We start from the raw sequence: 18286 nt of genomic DNA, 5'->3' as shown, positions 1-18286 counted from the left end.
CATGCATAATTATACCGTTAAAAAAATACATTATTTAAAAATTTAACTATAAAACTTTAATTTAACTTGAAATTTATCTGCATTTTCTCTAATTCTTGCAATAGTTCAGTACAGATATTTACTTTCAACCTCCTACTTGGCATAGTCAATTTAGTAACTACGTTTATTTCCTCAACCTCAGTAACTTCTGCCGTTTTTGTGCTCATAACATCATCGCCATCCTGATCATCGCCTTCATCTACAAAAACTGCATCATCAGCTTCTTCAAACTCAGACGTAGTTTCAACTTGAACCAAACGCTTTATTTTCTCTAATTCCATGATTTCAAAAGTCACCGTATTATCTCCTTTATTTTCGCTAAATAAATGGCTCAACTTATGAATAAATTCTTCCTGTAAATCTTTTATATTTAATAACAAAATCAGTTTTTTAGCAAAAGCATCTAAAATATCTTGTAATTGTCTAATTTCTACAAACTGCAATCTTGGATCTGATTTTTTTCCAGTATCATGATTAACCCATCCGTCTTTAATTAATACTTTCAGAAAAGCAAAATTATTCTGAATCAGGAAATGTCTAAATTTCAAATATTCTTCCCCAAAAATTTTAAATTCATAACTTTCATCATATCCTTCTAAATTAAATATCGCCCAACCTTTTCCATTTTTTGCCACACGATGTTGTACGTTATTTATAATTCCTGCAAAATTCAAGTTTTTACCTACATATTCATTCATGCTTTTCAACGCTTCCAATCTAGCATTACAGAAGTATTTCATCTCAAATCTAAAATCATCAAGAGGATGCCCCGAAATATAAATTCCCACAACTTCTTTTTCTTTAGCAAGCTTTTCCATCGTACTCCAGTCTTCACAAGGAGGAACAATAGGCTCAGCAATTTGCACTTCGCTTGTTTCTCCAAACAAACTTACCTGCGATGAATTTTCATTTTCTTGAAACTTTGATCCATAACGAATTGCTTTTTCATAAAAAGTAATTCCGTCACCATCATCATGAAAATATTGCGCTCTGGTAGTCCCTTCAAACGAGTCAAAACCACCTGCAAGTGCTAAATTTTCGATTGCCTTTTTATTGGCTGCACGCAAATCTATTCGCTTAGCCAAATCAAAAATCGATTTATATCTTCCGTCTTTTCTTTTTTCAACAATTGTTGCCACAGCTCCAGAACCAACTCCTTTAATAGCCCCCATCCCAAAACGTACTGCATATTCATCATTAACCGTAAACTTATAAAACGACTCGTTTACATCTGGTCCTAAAACCTGTAATCCCATTCGTTTGCATTCTTCCATAAAAAATGATACTTGTTTAATATCATTCATATTATTAGAAAGAACCGCAGCCATATATTCTGCTGGATAATGTGCTTTTAGATAGGCTGTCTGGTATGCAATCCACGCATAGCAAGTCGAGTGCGATTTATTAAAGGCATAACTCGCAAATGCTTCCCAGTCTTTCCAAATCTTCTCCAAAACCTTAGCATCATGACCTTTTTTTGCAGCTTGTTCTACAAATTTAGGTTTCATTTTATCTAGTACGTCTTTTTGTTTCTTACCCATCGCCTTACGCAAAACGTCGGCCTCACCCTTAGTAAAGTCAGCCAGCGATTGCGACAAAAGCATTACCTGCTCTTGGTAAACTGTAATTCCGTATGTTTCTCCTAAATATTCTTCACAGGCATCTAAATCGTATTTAATTTCCTCTTCGCCATTTTTCCTTCTTACGAAAGACGGGATATATTCTAAAGGCCCTGGACGATACAAGGCATTCATTGCAATTAAATCTCCAAAAACCGTCGGCTTAAGATCTTTCATGTATTTCTGCATCCCAGGCGACTCATATTGGAAGATTCCAACTGTTTCCCCTCTCTGGAAAAGCGCATACGTTTCAACATCATCAATAGGAAAAGTATCTGGATCCAGATCAATTCCATTTCTATATTTCACCAGTTTAACGGTATCTTTTATCAAGGTAAGGGTCTTCAGACCCAAGAAGTCCATCTTTAGCAATCCTGCACTTTCTGCAACCGAGTTATCAAACTGCGTTACATATAAATCAGAATCTTTTGCCGTGGTAACAGGAACGAAATTCGTAATGTCCGATGGTGTAATGATTACCCCACAGGCGTGAATTCCGGTATTTCGCATCGATCCTTCAAGGATTTTTGCTTGTTGAATTGTTTCACCAGCCAAATCATCTTCATTGGCAATAGCAATCAATTCTTTTACATTATCAAATTCATCTGAACGAAGCGCTTTTTTAACCTCCTCTTCACTTTCAGAAATAAAACGCGCCAAATTCCATTTAGACGGCATCATTCCCGGAATCAATTTTGCAATTCTATCAGCTTCAAACAATGGTAAATCAAGCACACGAGCCGTATCACGAATTGCTGATTTGGTTGCCATTTTACCATAGGTAATAATTTGCGCAACCTGATTCTGTCCGTATTTATTAATTACATAATCCATAACACGTCCACGACCCTCGTCATCAAAATCGATATCAATATCGGGCATGGATACACGATCCGGATTAAGGAAACGCTCAAAAAGCAAATCGTACTTAATAGGGTCAATATTGGTAATTCCTAAACAATACGCTACTGCAGATCCGGCTGCAGATCCACGACCAGGCCCTACCGAAACGTCCATATTTCTAGCTTCGGCGATAAAATCCTGAACGATCAAGAAATAACCTGGATATCCAGAATTCGAAATCGTTAGTAACTCAAAGTCTAAACGTTCCTGAATAGATTCTGTAATTTCGCCATATCTTCTTTTCGCACCAACCATTGTTAGGTGTCGTAAATATTTATTTTCACCACGAACTCCACCATCTGCCTCATCCTCAATAACTACAAACTCCTCTGGAATATCAAATTTAGGAAGTAATACATCTCGATAAAGTGAATAAATTTCGACCTTATCTACAATCTCCTGAATGTTAATAATCGAATCAGGCAAATCAGCAAAGAGTTTTTTCATCTCATCTCCCGACTTGTAATAGTATTCCTGATTTGGTAATCCGTAACGATATCCTCGACCACGACCAATTGGTGTAGCTTGTTTTTCACCATCTTTTACACACAGTAAAATATCGTGCGCATTGGCATCTTCTTTATTTAAATAATAGGTGTTATTTGTTGCAATTAGTTTAACATCGTGCTTTCTGGCAAATTCTATCAGGGTTTTATTAACTCGATTTTCATCTTCCTGATTATGGCGCATAATCTCCAAATAAAAATCATCTCCAAATTGTTCTTTCCACCATATCAGAGCTTCTTCGGCTTGGTTTTCACCAACGTTTAGGATTTTACTCGGAATTTCTCCGTATAAATTCCCTGACAACACCATGATATCTTCTTTGTACTTTTCTACAACTGCTCTATCTATCCTAGGAACATAATAAAATCCTTGTGTAAAAGCAATCGACGACATTTTAGCCAAATTGTGATACCCTTTTTTATTTTTGGCTAATAATACAATCTGATTTCCGTTGTCCTTTTTACTTTTATCTAAGTGATTGTCGCAGATATTAAATTCACAACCTACTATTGGTTTTATTTCTGTTTCTGTTGGCTCTTCACCAGCTTCAACCAAAGCTTTATTTTTACCTGATGCTGCTTTATTATGATTCATTACGGCACTCACAAAGTGAAAAGCCCCCATCATATTTCCTGTATCTGTCATAGCAACAGCTGGCATACCATTTTTGGCTGTAGCCGAAACGATATTTCCAATTCCTATAGTCGATTGTAAAACTGAAAACTGGGTATGATTATGCAAATGCGAATATTTCGCTGTTTTAAAACCTTCTAAATCTGACTCTGAAACTGTTGCTTGCTTATCATCCGATTCTAAAGCTCTTAATTGCTCTCTAATTTTATCAGAAGCGGCTTTTAAATTGATATGTTTTAAACCAATAAGCTTAATCTCCTGTGGATTTTTATTCTGGAATTCTCCAAAATAGTCCTTCGGAACATCTAATTCTTCTTTTGTAAAAACTTCTCTTCTAATTAACTCTAAAAAACAACGTGTAGTTGCCTCAACATCGGCAGTTGCATTGTGCGCTTCTGCAAATGGCTTATTAAAAAGATAACTATGTAATTCGGTTAATGTAGGCAATTTAAATCTTCCTCCACGACCACCAGGTAGTTGCAATAACGAAGCGGTAACCTCAGTACAAGTATCCAAAACTGGCATAGTACTCATAGGCGAATCAACACCCATTCGGTGAAACTCTGCCCCCATAATATTAACATCAAAACCTAAATTTTGACCTACAATAAATTTAGTTTTGCTTAAAGCAATATTAAATTTCTCTAACACTTCTTGCAATGAAATCCCATCGGCTTCAGCCAATTCAGTAGAAATCCCGTGAATACGCTCTGCATCATACGGGATATTAAACCCTTCTGGTTTTACCAAATAGTCTTGATGTTCGATGAGTTTCCCCATATCGTCATGCAACTGCCATGCAATTTGTATACAACGAGGCCAGTTATCAGAATCGGTTATTGGAGCATCCCAACGTTTTGGTAATCCAGTAGTTTCGGTATCGAATATTAAATACATATATCTTGTAAAAAAATCAAATTTTAAAAATCCAAATTTCAAAACTTTCATATCGTAAAACACTGACAATATGAAACATAATGAAATTGAAATGAAAAATGGAGCAAATTCAAATTTACGCTTTTTTTCCGCTTCAAAAAACAAACAATCATAAAGATCTTTATTAAAAAAAAACAATATTTTTTCTTACAAAAAAAAGATATCTTTGGCGCTTTAAACACAATAAAAACACCAATTAATTCTATGAAAAAAATTTACTTTTTTGTATTTATTCTCTTAAATGTTCTTAATTCTTGTAGTAGCGATACTTCAGAAGAAACAAAATTAGTTGCCGCATTTAATTTATCATCGACAATAGTAAATATTGGAGATGAAATTAAAGTTACAAACTCATCGACATCCGATAAAGAAATAGTATCGTATGTATTTAGCTTTGGAAATGACAAAACATCTACCGAAAAGGAGCCTACTTTCTATTACTCTCAAGCTGGAGACTATGATGTCAAATTAGTCATTAAAGACATTAATGGTAACATTGCCTACAATACACTTCGAGTAAAAGTTACAGAAGAAAACTCTTTTTTGCTTGAGAATCAAACTACTGTAGATTCAGACGTAACTTCTCTTGAAATTGGCATTCATGACAATAAAATATTTTATACTGAAGCTTACAGACCAATACTTACATCGGGTTCTCGTTTTTACAGAAATGTACAATATGATGATGTTACTAAAACCTTCACTACTAAAGTTGTTGCTGAGAAAATTGTAAATTCAGGAAATACACAAACTACTTTTCTAAACAATGGAAATAGGATTGTAACTATGGTTGAGTCTATTAATTATCTTGGAGGAAGAGAAGCTGAATTGAACTCAGACTGGAGCCCTGTTCGACTTGTAAGTGGTCAAACGACTTACGGTTCTATTCCAAACAATGATCAGTTTTATTTTTATGGGGCTTACAACCATAATCCTTCAATCGAAATTAGAAATAGTGCCGGTCAATTGGTAAGCAGAAAAACCTACGAAAATGTCCTCAAAAATGCCTTTATCGGAGATTTAATCAAAACAGGAAACACTTATGTAGGTTTTGGAGGTAAATATGAAAATTCGACAACAGCAGATGCATTTCAAAATTACAAGCCAATACTTTTATTTTTTAATGAAAATCTTGAATTAATAAGTCAAAAAACATTTGAAAATAGCTCTTTACACTATTTATTAAAAAGCTGGAATGATCTAAATGGTTCGTTTAATCTGGTAAAATTATCAAATGGAAATTTGGCAATATACAGCCACGACGAATTGAGAATAACAACAGCACTAGGAGAAGAAGTAAAGCTTATTAAATTCAATAATTCGACAAATCTTCAAAGTCTTATTGAAGTTGAAGATGGTGTGATTGTTTCTAGTACCCGAAAATTAGAAAAATATAACAATAGTGGAAATTTAACTAAGTCCATTTCTTATATTGGATCTTTTAATACCGGTTTTGTCAAAAAAGGAGACCTAATTTATTTTGCGACGACATATTCGACTTCTTATCAGAATTATTCACTTTACAAAATAAAACTTGGAGCTATAGATTCTAATCTTGTCTTTAAAAAGATATAAATTTATTCCATAAATTAATGAAGAGGGTAAATAGTCGCAATGATTATTTACCCTCTTTTTTTGTATTGTTTATTCTAAAAAACACCCCAAGACATTCTCTTAAAAATGATCTCTTTTTTCCTTAAAAACTATAAAACATCATAAAACTATACTTCTTGCATGCCTAGTATTAAAACAACTTATTGATTCTAAATCACAAGCAAAAACTCTCTTTAAAATCAGTTACAAACCACTAAAGCACCTATTTCCATTGCTTAGGAAGTCCAGTAGTTTCAGTATCAAATATTAAATTCATAGTTTTTTTTAAAAAATTCCAAATTCCAATTATCTCTATTCTAAATCCCTGATAACAAGAACTAAATAAAAGCGCTGGATAAAAAATGAAGGAACTTCAAATTTATTCTTTTTATGAGTTATTAAAAAAGGAAGTTATCAACAAGGGAGAGTAAAATGACAACTTAAAAATAAAAATACACATCGCAACAAAGACAGATTTTTCTGTCCAAAACAGATAATATAGTATTGAAATAGAGTAAGAAAATACAACAAAAAAAATGTAGCACAAGTTACTTTTGACACCTTTGAACTCTAAAAGAAATTAATTTATATGAAAAAAACTTTAGTTTTATGTTTTAGTGTATTAATCACTAATTTTTTAATTGCTCAGCAATCAGTTACTATAAGTGGGCCAGCTTCTGTAGAAGTAGGAGTCCCTTATAATTATACCTTTGAATTTAAACCTGTTTACCCTTGGTTAAATGATGTTCAAGCAGATGGTTATATTATTACAAATTGGATTGTTTCAACAGGAACAAATGGTAGTACAGGCTCTATTCCTGGATACATTGGAAACCCTAGTAATCAAAGTAGTTATCTTAATGATGGTACTTATAACAATTCAAACCCAAAAACAATCCCAATCCAATGGGGAAACAGTACTTATCTGAGTAGCGATAAGATAACTGTAAAGTTAAGTGGTATCTATATAAAAAAAAGCACTGGTCAACATATTGGGTATTTTAATTTCCAACCACAAGCTGAACAATCGGTAACGGTGCAAAGGTTAATAAATCCTATTATTAGTGGAAATACATCTATATTAAACTGCAACCAAGCTCCTGTAACATATCTGGTGTCTAATGCAACCAATGGAAATAGTTTCCAATGGGAAGTAACAAATGGCGCCGAAATTTCGGGTTCTAGTACGGCTACATCGGTGATAGTAAAACCACCTTTAACTGGAGATTTTAATGTAGGGTGTACAGTTAAAAGAACAGCTGGAAACATCAATTATTATGTCGGTTCTGGTAACAAAATAACAAGGACATCACGTTCAGTAGTATGGTCAACTAATCCTGTTAATCAAACCTTTTTATGTAAAAGTTCTGGATTAATATTTTCAATCGACAATCAAACTGATATTGATAATGTGTTTTGGAATGCGCCAAATTGCGCCATTTCAGCAGAAACTATTGTTAATGGTAAACGACAAGTTACCATCACACCAAATAACTCTATAACTACTGGTTCAACATTGACAGTAAATGCAGTAGTTAATTTTACAGGTGGATGTTCGGTAACAACATCGTCTAAAACATTTAATATTTCTGACAGTACAGCTCCCCCAATACCTGACGGGTATATTGATGTTGAAGACTGGGACTGTTATAGTGATACTGCTTTAGAGTTAACATTTGTACCTACAACTCCCTTCACTAATGGAAGCATAAGAGTTACTCCACCTATAATGGCGCATCCTACCGTGCCAAGAAAAGTTAATGTAACTGTCACTTATACTAACTTCTGTACTGGAGCTATAGCTAGGGAAACATACTCCTTAGACACACCAACTCCTTGTTATGAAGCAAGATTAGCTCCAGAAAGTGCGATTTCAGAAATTATAATTTCACCAAATCCTACAAACGGAAATATTACAATAAAACTTCCAGAAGTACTTTCTGGCAATTATCAGATTTTTAATCAAAATCAGAAATTAGTTCAAGAATCTAAATTCTACAATCAAGATGAATTGCAAATTGAGCTTTCAAGCAAACTAAAAGGAGGGATTTATATTTTAAAAGTAATAACTGAAAAGAATGTCTTAACGGGCAAAATAATTTTAAACAATTAAGCATGAAAACTTAGTAATTGCCATAATCTTGAGTATTTCCTTTGCAGGAAATGCTCAAGATATAACTGATTGCCAAGTTGGAATAAATTTGAATCCTTTCTTTTTCACTAGAATAAATTCAAACTTCCCCTATAATAAAGACAAACAAGATTTGCCAAATGGTTTTGGTTTTGGACTCATAATCGGAAAAAACTGGGTTTGAATATTCGAACCAAAACGAAAAATACTTTTTTGATGTCGTTGGAGACAATACAAGTATAAAATCAAGTTTTGAGTATTATAAAACTCTCGTAAGTGTTCAATATTAATATCGCTTAAAAGAGAAATTATTTTTAACATTTAATCAATCCAAATTATCAAAAACATAATGAGTTTTAATAATTTGGATTGATTATTTTCTTTTATATTGAATGGTAGGTAAAATATCTTTTATTTATCCCTTGCTTTTCGCATACACCATCAAAGAAATTGCCAAATAAGGAATATCTTTCAAAATAAAAAAGTCTGTTACAGGAAAACCTTCAACCATTTTAAAAACGCCTGGAGTTGTAATTAGGAAACTTAAAGTTGTAATAAATATAACAGCCGAAGCTGCTCCTGCGTAGATTCCGATTTTTCTATAAAATAAAGAAAACAATAGCCCAACCCCAGTAAAGACTTCAAAAACTCCAATAACATTAGAAACAACTTGCACCGACATTACTTTATACATCCAACCCATAGCAAAATGATTTTCGACTAAACCTTTTATTGCACCAGCTTCAACAGCAGTAAATTTAAAAAGACCAACCCAGATTAAAATAATTACCGTTCCTAAAATACCTAATGTGTAAGCAATTTGATTCAAGTTCATAATTTTATATTTTTTATTATTAGAAACCTCAATATTAAGCCCTTATTCATTAAGCAAATGTCAGCTAACTGTCATTACTTCTCATTTTACATTTTACATTAGTATTCTCTTTTATTTTCATTCCAAAAGAAAAAAATTTTTCTTTTGGATGCCGTAGTATTTGAACAACAAATACATCTACAAAAACCTTAGTTTATTGATTTTAAAAAGACGTCTTATTACTAATTAAAAAAAGAGAAACAAGCTTATAATCATAACGATTTGTCCTTACAAAAAACACACAAAAAGCCTTAAAATCAACAAAATAGAATAAAATCACTAAATTATGAATATCAAAAACTATTAGAAGATTTTCAATTAAAAAAGAAAACAAAAAAAGAAAACAAAACACAAGTACAAAACCAAAAAACCACAAAACCAATTGGCTAGCAATGAGTAAAACAGTTTGGGTATCGTATATAATCAAATAAGCTAATTCTTGCTTTTGTTTCTTTTTCTAATTTTGTTATCCTCTTATAATTACATGGAAATTACAATTAAAAAATAGTTAAAAATGAGTACTACATTATTCGACAAAGTATGGGATTCGCACGTAGTGCGCAAAATTGAAGATGGACCAGATGTGTTTTTCATTGACCGTCATTTCATTCATGAAGTTACAAGTCCTGTTGCTTTTTTAGGATTAAAATCCAGAGGCATCTCGGTTTTATACCCAGAACGCACTTTTGCAACTGCCGATCACAACACACCAACTATAAATCAACATTTACCCGTACAAGATGCTCTGTCTGCCAACCAGTTAAAAGCTCTGGAAGATAATGCAGCTGAATATGGAATTTCTCATTGGGGACTAGGTCATCAAAAAAATGGAATTGTTCACGTTGTAGGTCCTGAAAATGGAATTACACTACCTGGCGCAACTATTGTTTGTGGAGATTCACACACTTCTACTCACGGTGCTTTTGGAGCAATTGCATTTGGAATTGGAACTTCAGAGGTTGAAATGGTATTATCTACACAATGTATCATGCAACCTAAGCCAAAGAAAATGCGTATCAACGTAAATGGCGAATTAAGTAAAGGTGTTGGTCCAAAAGATGTTGCTCTTTATATTATTGCTCAATTAACTACTTCTGGAGGTACTGGATATTTTGTCGAATATGCTGGAGATGTTTTTGAGAATATGTCTATGGAAGGCCGTATGACTGTTTGTAATTTAAGTATCGAAATGGGTGCTCGTGGAGGGATGATTGCTCCCGACCAAAAAACATTCGATTTCCTTGAAGGAAGACTATTTGCTCCAAAAGGAGAAGCTTGGGATAAAGCTGTTGCTTATTGGAAAACCTTAAAAACTGATGCTGATGCTGTTTTTGATGCTGAATTAAACATCAATGCCTCAGATATTGAACCTATGATTACTTATGGTACTAATCCAGGAATGGGAATTGGTATCTCTGCAACTATTCCGAATGCCAATCAAGTTGAAGGTGGTGAGGAAACTTATAAAAAATCTTTAGCCTATATGGGCTTTCATGAAAATGATGTAATGATTGGAAAACCAATCGACTTTGTTTTCTTAGGAAGTTGTACTAATGGCCGTATCGAAGATTTTAGAGCCTTTACAGAAATTGTAAAAGGACGTAAAAAAGCTGATAATGTAACCGCTTGGTTAGTTCCTGGCTCTCATGTTGTTGAAGCACAAATTAAAGAAGAAGGTCTTTTAGATATCTTAACTGAAGCTGGTTTTGTATTACGTCAGCCAGGTTGTTCAGCATGTTTAGCTATGAACGACGATAAGGTTCCTGCTGGAAAATACGCAGTAAGCACTTCCAACAGAAACTTTGAAGGTCGTCAAGGTCCCGGTTCAAGAACACTTTTAGCTAGTCCGATTATGGCAGCAGCAGCGGCTGTAACAGGAAAACTGACAGACCCTAGAGAATTATTTTAATTCTCGCTATACGCTTTAAGCTATAGGCTTTAAGCAAAAAAACTATACAAAATAAACGCTGTGCAAAAAGCTTAAAGCATAAGGCTTATAGCCTAAAGCAGAAAACAGTCTAAAGCAAAAAACAATGGCATACGATAAATTTAATATACTTACTAGTAGTGCAGTGCCGCTACCAATTGAAAACGTTGATACTGACCAAATCATCCCGGCTCGTTTCTTAAAAGCTACAAAACGTGAAGGTTTTGGAGACAATCTTTTTAGAGACTGGAGATATAATGGAGACGACACTCCAAAGACAGACTTCGTTTTAAACGATTCAACTTACAGCGGGAAAATTCTTGTTGGTGGAAAAAACTTTGGTTCTGGATCCTCTAGAGAACATGCTGCTTGGGCTGTTTATGATTACGGATTTCGCGCTGTAGTATCAAGCTTCTTTGCTGACATCTTTAAAGGTAACTGCTTAAATATCGGAGTTCTTCCTGTACAAGTTAGCCCAGAATTTGCTGATACTATTTTTAAAGCTATCGAAGCTGATCCTAAAACAGAATTAGAAATTAATCTTCCTCAACAAACGATTACTTTATTGACAACAGGACAAAAAGAATCTTTTGACATCAATGGATACAAAAAGAATAACATGATTAATGGCTTTGACGACATTGATTACCTGCAAAACATAAAAGGAGACATCGTAACTTTTGCCGATAAGCTTCCTTATTAATACTACAATATAGAAAGCAGTTATATAAGTTTAAGCTTTAGGGCTGAACTCAGTAACTGCTTTTATGATTTTTATTTCAAACCACTTATACGATTTCAAACAAAGAAATAGGTATTAGCACCAAGTTTACAATGGAAAAAAGAAAAATTGAAATAATGGATACGACACTCCGTGATGGAGAACAAACATCAGGAGTGTCTTTTTCTGCTGCAGAAAAACTAACCATTGCACAATTACTGTTAGAAGAATTAAATATTGATCGAATAGAAATCGCTTCGGCACGTGTTAGCGAAGGTGAATTTCAAGGTGTAAAAGGCATCATGTCTTGGGCAGAGGAAAAAGAATACACCAACAGAATCGAAGTTTTGACTTTTGTTGACGGAGGACTTTCTATTGAATGGATGAAAAAATCGGGAGCTAAGGTTCAGAATTTATTAACCAAAGGATCCTTAAATCACCTAACGCATCAATTAAAAAAAACACCTGAACAGCATTTTTCTGAAATTGCAGAAACTATTGCATTGGCAAAACAAAACAATATTGAAACTAATGTTTACTTAGAAGACTGGAGCAACGGAATGCGCAATTCTCCTGAATATGTTTTTCAATATTTAGATTTTTTAGTACAGCAACCCGTAAAAAGAATCTTGCTTCCGGACACTCTTGGCGTATTAATCCCATCTCAAGCTTTTGAATTCATTTCAAAAATCACAGCCAGATATCCTAATATTCATTTTGATTTTCATGCTCATAACGATTACGACTTAAGTGTTGCTAACGTTATGGAAGCTATAAAAGCTGGTATTAAAGGTCTTCACGTCACTGTAAACGGAATGGGTGAACGTGCAGGAAACGCACCACTCGAAAGTACCGTAGCAGTAATCAATGATTATTTACCTGAAGTAAGCATTAACATAAAAGAAACCTCTTTATACTCTGTTAGCAAATTAGTTGAGACATTTACAGGATACAGAATTCCTGCCAACAAGCCAATTGTTGGAGACAATGTATTTACCCAAACAGCAGGAATTCATGCTGATGGAGATAATAAAAACAATTTATATTTTAATGATTTACTTCCAGAACGTTTTGGAAGAAAACGTAAATACGCTCTCGGAAAAACTTCCGGAAAAGCCAATATCGAAAAAAACCTTCAGGAATTAGGACTAAAACTAAATCAAGAGGATTTAAAACTGGTTACCCAACGTATTATCGAATTGGGAGATAAAAAAGAAACGGTCACCAAAGAGGACTTACCATATATCATTTCTGACGTTTTAGACAGTCATACCTATCAAGACAAAATTACAATACAGTCTTACGTATTAATGCACTCGAAAGGAACACGTCCATCATCAACATTAAGTTTAAATCTTGATGGAGAAATCATAGAAGAACACGCACAGGGTGATGGTCAGTTTGATGCCTTCATGAATGCATTGACAAAAATCTACAAAAGCAAAAAAATGACTTTACCAAAGTTGATTGATTATGCCGTTCGAATCCCACCAGGAAGTAGTTCTGACGCTTTATGCGAAACTATCATAACCTGGACAGATAACGGAAAGGAATTTAAAACCAGAGGATTAGATTCTGATCAAACAGTTGCTGCGATTATTGCTACTCAAAAAATGCTTAATGTAGCTAATTAAAGAAGGGACAAAGGTTTCTAATCTTTGTCATTTTAGCTTTAGCCTTTGAACCTTAACAACAAAATATTATAAATAAAATCTCTGACTTACTAAGATGAAACTTAGATTCTTAGAAACTCAGAATCATAGAAACTTAAAAAAAAATGAAATTTAACATCGCCCTTTTAGCAGGAGACGGAATTGGCCCTGAGGTAATTAATGAAGCTGTAAAATTATCTGATGCTATTGCAAAAAAATTCAATCACGAAATAACATGGACACCAGCACTTACAGGTGCTTGCGCAATTGACGCTGTTGGAGTTCCTTATCCTGATGAGACTCACGACATTTGTATGAAAGCAGATGCGGTTTTATTTGGAGCAATTGGTCATCCAAAATATGATAACGATCCTAGCGCTCCCGTTCGACCTGAACAAGGTTTATTGCTAATGCGTAAAAAACTAGGTTTATTCGCTAATGTTCGACCAACATTTACTTTCCCTTCATTAATAGACAATTCACCTCTAAAAAGAGAAAGAATTGAAGGAACTGACTTAGTTTTCTTAAGAGAATTAACTGGAGGTATTTACTTTGGAGAAAAAGGCAGAAAAGACAATGGAGAAACTGCTTACGATAATTGTGTTTATACTAGAGCTGAAGTACAACGTTTGGCTAAAAAAGGTTTCGAGTTAGCAATGACTCGTAGCAAAAAATTATGTTGCGTAGATAAAGCAAACGTACTAGAAACATCTCGCTTATGGAGAGAAACGGTACAAGCAATGGAAAAAGATTACCCTGAAGTAACTGTTTCTTATGAATTTGTTGATGCTGTTGCAATGCGATTAGTACAATGGCCAAACTCATATGATGTATTGATTACCGAAAATTTATTTGGAGATATTTTAACTGATGAAGCATCGGTAATTTCAGGTTCAATGGGATTAATGCCTTCTGCATCTGTTGGAGAACATACTTCATTATATGAACCAATACATGGCTCATATCCACAAGCAACCGGATTAAATATTGCCAATCCACTAGCTACTGTATTATCCGCAGCTATGATGTTTGAAGATGCTTTCGGACTGAAAGACGAAGCAGAAGCAATTAGAGCGGTTGTTAACAAATCACTCGAACAAGGAATCGTTACTGAGGACTTAGCCCCAAAAGGAACCAAAGCATACAAGACCAGCGAAGTTGGAGATTGGTTAGTTGCAAACTTATAGTATTTATTTTGTTTAAGGTTTCACAACGTAGAACTTGAAACAACGTAAAACTTAAAGCAAAATTCTATAACGCAAAAAAGGTGTCAAAATATTGACACCTTTTTTTATATCTTAGAAAAAAATATTAATATCCTCCTCTGTTTCCACCTCCACGGTTGTCTCCACCACGGTTGTTTCCACCATAACCACCACGAGAATCATTTCCTCCACGGTTGTTATTAAAACTTCTTCTTTCGCCTTCTGGTTTTGGCTCAGATTTGTTTACAACGATTGCACGTCCTTGAACAGTAGCTCCGTTCAATTCGTCAATCGCTTTTTGAGCCTCATCATCATTTGTCATTTCAACAAAACCGAATCCTTTACTTCTTCCAGTAAATTTATCAGTAATGATTTTAACTGAATCAACTGCTCCGTAAGCCTCGAAAGACTCTCTTAAATCTGCTTCCTCAATACTGAATGGAAGGCTTCCAACAAAAATATTCATATGTACTTATTTATAATATGCAACAAATGTAATCTTATTTTTTTCTAATCTACTATAAATTAGCTTATTTATGTTTTTATTATCAATAAAAAAAAGTAAGAAGACTCTCAAATACTTTTTTCATAACTTTTAAAATTATCTAATCAGATGAATTAGTCAAAGTAACTGGTACTTTATAAAAAACTCCTTCTTTAAAACGAGCCGATTTTTCGACTGCCATAATATCTTTATTGTCTGGTGCTACAAATGTAAAAGTTCCTGAAATAGTATTCATTTCTTTATTATACTGAGTAATAACTATCTGACCACTTCCTAATTCCTTTCCCGTTTTATATAAAACTCCTTTTTTTGACAATGTACTTGTATAGGTAGCAGTAGAAATATCATCAATACCTAGAACATAAGTCTGAACTTCTGCCAGAGCAGTTTGCAAAATAACACTCTCACTACCCAAATTACCTATAATAATAAGCTTACCATCACTGTCAATGCTTGCGCTAAAATTCGCAGCTCTCCAAAAAACATTATCCTTTAGAGTTTGAAAAGCAGGATTATTAGACACCACCTCTTCCTTGTCGCAAGAAACAAACAACACGAATAAAGACAGTAAAAAGACCCATTTTCTCATAATTCTATTAAAATTTCAGCAAAATTATTAATTAAAAAACAAAATCATCAAATAGCACTCTTAAAAGAAGCATAAAAAACCGACTAATTAGGTACTTAAATTTTTAATCATAAATAAGAAATTGTAATTCAGAATAAAATTATATCTTTGCACCCTTAATTAACAGAGGTCGAGTACCTCAAAATTTAATCATACGATTATGTCAGTAAAAATTAGATTACAAAGACACGGTAAAAAAGGAAAACCTTTTTACTGGGTTGTAGCTGCAGATGCACGCTCAAAAAGAGATGGTAAATACTTAGAGAAAATTGGTACTTACAATCCAAACACAAACCCAGCAACTATCGACTTAAACCTTGATAGTGCAGTTAAATGGTTAAACAACGGTGCGCAACCAACTGATACTGCTAAAGCAATTCTTTCTTACAAAGGAGCTTTGTTGAAACATCACCTTGAAGGTGGTATTCGCAAAGGTGCTTTAACTCAAGAGCAAGCTGATGCAAAATTAGCTACTTGGTTAGAAGCTAAAGCTGGAAAAGTTGATGCTAAGAAAGATGGTTTAACAAAAGCGCAAGCTGATGCTAAAGCTAAAGCTTTCAAAGCTGAACAAGATGTAAACGCAAAACGTTTAGCTGCTGCTGCAAAAGCTGAAGCTGACGCTATAGCTGCTGCTACACCTGCTACAGAAGAAGTTGCTGAAGAAGCTCCTGCTGCTGAAGAAAATAACGAAACAACTGAAGCATAATTATAATTAGCGGGAATGCGTAAAGAAGAATGTTTTTATTTAGGTAAAATCGCTAAAAAATTTAGTTTCAAAGGTGAAGTCTTGGCTTATCTAGACACAGACGAACCTGAGTTATACGAAAACTTGGAATCAGTGTTTGTCGAATGCGACAAACACTTGGTTCCTTTTTTTATTGAAACTAGTTCATTACACAAAAACGATTTCTTAAGAATTCGTTTTGAAGATATGACCACCGAGGAAGATGCTGATGCCATTATAGGCAACGCAATTTACCTTCCTTTAAGTATGTTACCAAAACTTACTGGTAACAAATTTTATTTCCACGAAGTTATCGGATTTGAAATAGAAGACCAACGCTTAGGTATTTTTGGAAAAATAGCTTCCGTAAACGACACTACAGCACAACCTCTTTTTGAAGTTATTAATGGCGAAGTAGAAATGTTAATCCCCATGATTGATCATTTCTTGGTAAAAATAGATCGTGACAACAAAAAAGTTATCATGAATTTACCTGAAGGCTTAGTTGAAATGTACCTATAGAGAAGTATTCAGTTCTCTTTTTTAAATATTCAGTTTTTTTCAGCGAAATCAAAAATCGTTAATCTACAATCATAACTCATTATGTTTCAATTCAAGCAATTTTCTATTCAACAAGATAAAACTGCTATGAAGGTTGGCACTGATGGAGTTTTATTAGGCGCATGGACTCCTATAACCAATCATCCTTTTAGCATCTTAGATATTGGAGCCGGAACAGGTCTTATTGCTTTAATGCTAGCTCAAAGAACAACTGCTGAACAAATTGATGCTTTAGAGATTGACGAAACTGCTTACGAACAAGCGGTAGACAATTTTGAGAATGCTCCTTGGAACGACAGACTATTCTGCTATCATGCTGGACTAGATGAATTCATGGAGGAACCAGAAGATGAATATGACATTATCGTTTCGAATCCACCTTTCTATAGTGAAGATTACAAAACTGATAATGAACAGAGAGATTTAGCCCGTTTTCAAGACGCTATGCCTTTTGAAGATTTAATTGAAGCAGCCGATTTGTTACTTTCAGAAAACGGTATCTTTTCAGTAATTATTCCATTTAAAGAAGAAGATAGGTTTATTACGCTAGCGAAAGAATTCGAATTATTTCCATTTAAAATTACGCGAGTGAAAGGAACACCCACAAGCGACATAAAACGTAGCTTATTAGCCTTTAATCGCATTGAAAAGACAACTATCTCTATCGACGAGTTAATTATCGAAACAGAAAGACATGTTTATACTCCAGAATATATCGAATTAACTAAGGACTTTTATTTAAAGATGTAAATAAAAAGAGAGAAAGAGAACTTCCTCTCTAGTATCTTTTTAAAAACTATTTTTGGCAACACCAGTTTCCAGGATATCTCTTCGGATAAACACCAAAACCACAAGCCTCAACAGAATAGACACAATAACCTGTTTGTTCGGAATATGTCCAATCTCCTACTGCTCCTCCGTTAATTAATTTTTGTTCGCTTTTGGTTAATTTCTGTGTACCCTCTAAGTTTAAAATGCTTTTTAACATAATTTAGATTTTATAGTTTCGTTAATAACCCAACCACTTAAAGACATTTGAGTCTTATGTCTAATCTCGCGCAAGAATATTTTAAATCTATTTTCAAGCTCAAACAAATTATCAGCTTTAAACAGAATAGTATCTTCAAA

Annotated in this window: 14 protein-coding genes; 9 read left to right on the top strand and 5 right to left on the bottom strand. The window is 33.9% G+C overall.

Annotated elements, in window-relative coordinates; all coding sequences use genetic code 11:
• Nucleotides 1-56: 56 nt before the first annotated feature.
• Nucleotides 57-4598 carry a DNA polymerase III subunit alpha gene (dnaE, locus tag LPB87_RS08765; RefSeq protein ID WP_230605783.1) on the bottom strand — a complete coding sequence of 1514 codons (4542 nt, stop codon included), beginning with the start codon at nucleotides 4596-4598 and terminating at the stop codon, nucleotides 57-59.
• 243 nt (nucleotides 4599-4841) lie between these two features.
• On the opposite strand from dnaE, the gene LPB87_RS08760 reads away from it, so the two are divergent.
• On the top strand, nucleotides 4842-6212 hold the full coding sequence (locus LPB87_RS08760) for a PKD domain-containing protein (RefSeq protein WP_230605779.1): 1371 nt from the start codon (nucleotides 4842-4844) through the stop codon (nucleotides 6210-6212).
• Nucleotides 6213-6819: 607 nt separating this feature from the next.
• A complete protein-coding gene (locus tag LPB87_RS08755; protein WP_230605777.1) occupies nucleotides 6820-8343 on the top strand; it encodes a T9SS type A sorting domain-containing protein in 1524 nt (507 codons plus the stop codon).
• A 433-nt stretch (nucleotides 8344-8776) separates the two neighbouring features.
• Here the strand turns inward: LPB87_RS08755 and LPB87_RS08750 are convergent, their stop codons facing one another.
• On the bottom strand, nucleotides 8777-9196 hold the full coding sequence (locus LPB87_RS08750) for a DUF417 family protein (protein ID WP_230605774.1): 420 nt from the start codon (nucleotides 9194-9196) through the stop codon (nucleotides 8777-8779).
• A gap of 553 nt (nucleotides 9197-9749) precedes the next feature.
• Here LPB87_RS08750 and leuC point away from each other — a divergent pair.
• From leuC to leuB, 4 genes are all read left to right on the top strand, one after another.
• Nucleotides 9750-11144, top strand: a complete 1395-nt coding sequence (gene leuC, locus LPB87_RS08745; RefSeq protein WP_129540042.1) for a 3-isopropylmalate dehydratase large subunit — start codon at nucleotides 9750-9752, stop codon at nucleotides 11142-11144.
• 124 nt (nucleotides 11145-11268) lie between these two features.
• Nucleotides 11269-11865 (top strand): 3-isopropylmalate dehydratase small subunit, encoded by a 597-nt coding sequence (gene leuD, locus LPB87_RS08740; protein ID WP_230605771.1) that lies wholly within the window; start codon nucleotides 11269-11271, stop codon nucleotides 11863-11865.
• A gap of 131 nt (nucleotides 11866-11996) precedes the next feature.
• A complete protein-coding gene (locus tag LPB87_RS08735; RefSeq protein ID WP_129540044.1) occupies nucleotides 11997-13517 on the top strand; it encodes an alpha-isopropylmalate synthase regulatory domain-containing protein in 1521 nt (506 codons plus the stop codon).
• A gap of 143 nt (nucleotides 13518-13660) precedes the next feature.
• On the top strand, nucleotides 13661-14722 hold the full coding sequence (leuB, locus tag LPB87_RS08730) for a 3-isopropylmalate dehydrogenase (protein WP_129540045.1): 1062 nt from the start codon (nucleotides 13661-13663) through the stop codon (nucleotides 14720-14722).
• A gap of 124 nt (nucleotides 14723-14846) precedes the next feature.
• On the opposite strand, the gene LPB87_RS08725 is transcribed toward leuB, so the two are convergent.
• Both LPB87_RS08725 and LPB87_RS08720 read right to left on the bottom strand, forming a co-directional pair.
• Nucleotides 14847-15206: an RNA-binding protein gene (locus LPB87_RS08725; RefSeq protein WP_035621959.1), complete on the bottom strand. Its 360-nt coding sequence runs from the start codon at nucleotides 15204-15206 to the stop codon at nucleotides 14847-14849.
• Nucleotides 15207-15345: 139 nt separating this feature from the next.
• Nucleotides 15346-15834 carry a DUF6252 family protein gene (locus tag LPB87_RS08720; protein ID WP_129540046.1) on the bottom strand — a complete coding sequence of 163 codons (489 nt, stop codon included), beginning with the start codon at nucleotides 15832-15834 and terminating at the stop codon, nucleotides 15346-15348.
• 199 nt (nucleotides 15835-16033) lie between these two features.
• Between LPB87_RS08720 and LPB87_RS08715 the strand changes: the two genes are divergently transcribed.
• The 3 genes from LPB87_RS08715 to LPB87_RS08705 all read left to right on the top strand — a co-directional run bounded on the left by LPB87_RS08715 (nucleotide 16034) and on the right by LPB87_RS08705 (nucleotide 17908).
• Entirely contained in the window at nucleotides 16034-16579 is a 546-nt protein-coding gene (locus LPB87_RS08715) for a 30S ribosomal protein S16 (RefSeq protein ID WP_230605768.1), read from the top strand.
• Nucleotides 16580-16594: 15 nt separating this feature from the next.
• A complete protein-coding gene (rimM, locus tag LPB87_RS08710) occupies nucleotides 16595-17119 on the top strand; it encodes a ribosome maturation factor RimM (RefSeq protein ID WP_129540048.1) in 525 nt (174 codons plus the stop codon).
• Between the two features lie 81 nt (nucleotides 17120-17200).
• Entirely contained in the window at nucleotides 17201-17908 is a 708-nt protein-coding gene (locus LPB87_RS08705; protein ID WP_230605765.1) for a methyltransferase, read from the top strand.
• Nucleotides 17909-17954: 46 nt separating this feature from the next.
• Here LPB87_RS08705 and LPB87_RS08700 read toward each other — a convergent pair whose 3' ends face one another.
• Nucleotides 17955-18146, bottom strand: coding sequence for a hypothetical protein (locus LPB87_RS08700; protein ID WP_230605762.1), 192 nt, complete (start codon nucleotides 18144-18146; stop codon nucleotides 17955-17957).
• Between the last annotated feature and the right edge of the window lie 140 nt (nucleotides 18147-18286).

Origin of the sequence: Flavobacterium sp. EDS (genome assembly GCF_020991525.1) — a bacterium.
Classification (GTDB): domain Bacteria; phylum Bacteroidota; class Bacteroidia; order Flavobacteriales; family Flavobacteriaceae; genus Flavobacterium.
This window is presented reverse-complemented; position numbering and strand designations above follow the sequence as displayed.

What these genes read in the sequence shown, in the direction of transcription:
- LPB87_RS08715 (WP_230605768.1), top strand. Translation starts at nt 16,034, where the DNA reads ATGTCAGTAAAAATTAGATTACAAAGACACGGTAAAAAAGGAAAACCT.
- LPB87_RS08750 (WP_230605774.1), bottom strand. Translation starts at nt 9,196, where the DNA reads ATGAACTTGAATCAAATTGCTTACACATTAGGTATTTTAGGAACGGTA.
- LPB87_RS08705 (WP_230605765.1), top strand. Translation starts at nt 17,201, where the DNA reads ATGTTTCAATTCAAGCAATTTTCTATTCAACAAGATAAAACTGCTATG.
- LPB87_RS08755 (WP_230605777.1), top strand. Translation starts at nt 6,820, where the DNA reads ATGAAAAAAACTTTAGTTTTATGTTTTAGTGTATTAATCACTAATTTT.
- leuC (WP_129540042.1), top strand. Translation starts at nt 9,750, where the DNA reads ATGAGTACTACATTATTCGACAAAGTATGGGATTCGCACGTAGTGCGC.
- LPB87_RS08700 (WP_230605762.1), bottom strand. Translation starts at nt 18,146, where the DNA reads ATGTTAAAAAGCATTTTAAACTTAGAGGGTACACAGAAATTAACCAAA.
- leuB (WP_129540045.1), top strand. Translation starts at nt 13,661, where the DNA reads ATGAAATTTAACATCGCCCTTTTAGCAGGAGACGGAATTGGCCCTGAG.
- LPB87_RS08720 (WP_129540046.1), bottom strand. Translation starts at nt 15,834, where the DNA reads ATGAGAAAATGGGTCTTTTTACTGTCTTTATTCGTGTTGTTTGTTTCT.
- rimM (WP_129540048.1), top strand. Translation starts at nt 16,595, where the DNA reads ATGCGTAAAGAAGAATGTTTTTATTTAGGTAAAATCGCTAAAAAATTT.
- LPB87_RS08735 (WP_129540044.1), top strand. Translation starts at nt 11,997, where the DNA reads ATGGAAAAAAGAAAAATTGAAATAATGGATACGACACTCCGTGATGGA.
- dnaE (WP_230605783.1), bottom strand. Translation starts at nt 4,598, where the DNA reads ATGTATTTAATATTCGATACCGAAACTACTGGATTACCAAAACGTTGG.
- LPB87_RS08725 (WP_035621959.1), bottom strand. Translation starts at nt 15,206, where the DNA reads ATGAATATTTTTGTTGGAAGCCTTCCATTCAGTATTGAGGAAGCAGAT.
- LPB87_RS08760 (WP_230605779.1), top strand. Translation starts at nt 4,842, where the DNA reads ATGAAAAAAATTTACTTTTTTGTATTTATTCTCTTAAATGTTCTTAAT.
- leuD (WP_230605771.1), top strand. Translation starts at nt 11,269, where the DNA reads ATGGCATACGATAAATTTAATATACTTACTAGTAGTGCAGTGCCGCTA.